General features: G+C 71.2%; 3 protein-coding genes. 2 read left to right on the top strand and 1 reads right to left on the bottom strand.

What is annotated here, in order from left to right:
- A partial coding sequence (locus tag AB0G02_RS35650; RefSeq protein WP_360803493.1) for an acyl-CoA dehydrogenase family protein occupies positions 1 to 649 on the bottom strand: 649 nt, incomplete at its 3' end.
- 143 nt (positions 650 to 792) lie between these two features.
- Here AB0G02_RS35650 and AB0G02_RS35645 point away from each other — a divergent pair.
- Both AB0G02_RS35645 and AB0G02_RS35640 read left to right on the top strand, forming a co-directional pair.
- A complete protein-coding gene (locus AB0G02_RS35645; protein WP_360803490.1) occupies positions 793 to 1,866 on the top strand; it encodes an LLM class flavin-dependent oxidoreductase in 1,074 nt (357 codons plus the stop codon).
- The coding region (locus AB0G02_RS35640) for a CE1759 family FMN reductase (RefSeq protein WP_360803487.1) at positions 1,863 to 2,348 on the top strand (486 nt) is incomplete at its 3' end. The genes AB0G02_RS35645 and AB0G02_RS35640, both read left to right, overlap by 4 nt.

Here is a 2,348-nt window from a genome sequence, read left to right as displayed (position 1 = left end):
GGGCGCGGTACATCGGTTCGGCGGCGTCCGGGTCCGCCCGCAGCACGGGCGCCAGGCGCAGCACCCGTTCGGTCGGGACGAACAGGTCCTTCGCCACTGTGGTCACGCTGCCGGTCGCGCGCAGGCCGGTGGTGTGCCAGTCGTCCACCACCTCCAGGTCCACCAGCGGGATGGCCAGCGCGACCTGGGCCCCGTCCGCTGCCAGCACGGCGGCGTTGGCGGTCCAGTGGCTCTGCGACGCGCCCGCGGTGAACGCCCACCGACCGTTGACCAGCACGCCGCCGGCGACCGGCACGGCCGTCGCGGTGGGGCTGAGGATGCCGGTGACCCGCACGTCCGGTTTGGCGAAGACCTCCTGCCGCACGTCGGCCGGGAACTGGCCGACCACCCACGTGGAGATGGCCCACACGGCCGCCGTCCACGCCGCCGCCCCGTCACCGCGGGCCAGTTCCGCGATGACCTCGACCACCGTGGTCAGGTCCGCCTCGTGGCCGCCGTGCTCCGCCGGCACCCGCAGGCGCAGCACGCCCGCGTCGGCCATCGCCTCCAGCGCGCCCTCGTGCAGGCGTCTGTTCTCGTCACCCCAGGCGGCGTGGGCGCGCAGGACCGGGACGATCTCCGCGACGCGCCGCACCAGCTCGTGCTGCACCGTGCCGTGCCTCCCCCATCGGTGACCCGTGACACAACCTTGGCGTGCTGCGCGCCACCGGACAACACCGGAATACCCGGTGATCCGGTACCGTTGTGCCAGTTAGTTGAAAGTGCAACTACCTGATCGAGGAGTGAGTGGCCATGCAGTTCGGTGTTTTCACCGTCGGCGACGTGACGCCCGACCCCACCACGGGCCGGACGCCGACCGAGGCCGAGCGCATCAAGGCCATGGTCGCCATCGCCTTGAAGGCCGAAGAGGTCGGCCTGGACGTGTTCGCGACCGGCGAGCACCACAACCCGCCGTTCGTGCCGTCGTCCCCGACGACCATGCTCGGCTACGTCGCGGCGCGCACCGAGCGGCTGATCCTGTCCACCGCCACCACGCTGATCACCACCAACGACCCGGTGAAGATCGCGGAGGACTACGCCATGCTCCAGCACCTGGCCGACGGCCGGGTCGACCTGATCATGGGACGCGGCAACACCGGCCCGGTCTACCCGTGGTTCGGCAAGGACATCCGCGACGGCATCGACCTGGCCATCGAGAACTACGCCCTGCTGCACAAGCTGTGGCGGGAGGACGTGGTGGACTGGGAGGGCAAGCACCGCACGCCGTTGCAGTCGTTCACCTCGACCCCGCGCCCGCTCGACGACGTTCCGCCGTTCGTCTGGCACGGCTCGATCCGCAGCCCGCAGATCGCTGAGCAGGCCGCCTACTACGGCGACGGGTTCTTCGCCAACCACATCTTCTGGCCCAAGGAGCACTTCCAGCGGCTGATCACCTTCTACCGCGAGCGCTACGAGCACTACGCGCACGGAGCCGCGCACCAGGCGATCGTCGGCCTCGGCGGCCAGGTGTTCATGCGTCGCAACTCGCAGGACGCGGTCCGGGAGTTCCGGCCGTACTTCGACAACGCGCCGGTGTACGGCCACGGGCCGTCGCTGGAGGAGTTCACCGAGCAGACCCCGCTGACCGTCGGCAGCCCGCAGGAGGTCATCGACAAGACGCTGACCTTCCGCGAGCACTTCGGTGACTACCAGCGGCAGCTGTTCCTGATGGACCACGCGGGCCTGCCGCTGAAGACCGTGCTGGAGCAGCTGGACCTGCTGGGCGAGATCGTGCCGACGCTGCGCCGTGAGTTCGCGGTCGGCCGCCCGGCGGACGTGCCGGAGGCGCCCACCCACGCCTCGATGCTGAAGGCGGCCGTCCGATGACGACCCTGGCGGTGGTGCAGGCGGGGCTCGGGTCGCCGTCGTCCACCCAGCTGCTCGCGACCCGGCTCACCGAGGCCATCGAACGGCTCGTGCCCGGCCTGGAGGTGCGCACCACGCACCTGCGGGACGTGGCACGCGACATCGCGGACAACCTCGTCACCGGTTTCCCGAGCGCGCGGCTGCGCGAGGTGGTGGAGTCGGTGGTCGGCGCGGACGCGCTGATCGCCGTGACCCCGACGTTCAACGCGTCCTACAGCGGGCTGTTCAAGTCGTTCGTGGACGTGCTGGAGCCGGAGTCGTTGGCGGGCAAGCCGGTGCTGCTCGGCGCGACCGGCGGCACCGAGCGCCACTCGCTGGTGCTCGACCACGCCCTGCGCCCGCTGTTCGCGTACCTGCGCGCGATCGTCGTGCCGACCGGTGTGTACGCCGCGTCGTCCGACTGGGGCGCGGAAGGGCTGCCCGGCCGGGTCGACCGGGCGGCG

The sequence above is a fragment of the Actinosynnema sp. NPDC023658 genome (assembly GCF_040639995.1).
Classification (GTDB): domain Bacteria; phylum Actinomycetota; class Actinomycetes; order Mycobacteriales; family Pseudonocardiaceae; genus Actinosynnema.
The sequence above is the reverse complement of the archived record's forward strand: the minus strand, read 5'-3'. Positions and strand labels throughout refer to the sequence as shown.

Bases quoted from the DNA above. Each gene is read 5' to 3' on its own strand.
- AB0G02_RS35645 (WP_360803490.1), top strand. From the start codon at position 793: ATGCAGTTCGGTGTTTTCACCGTCGGCGACGTGACGCCCGACCCCACC.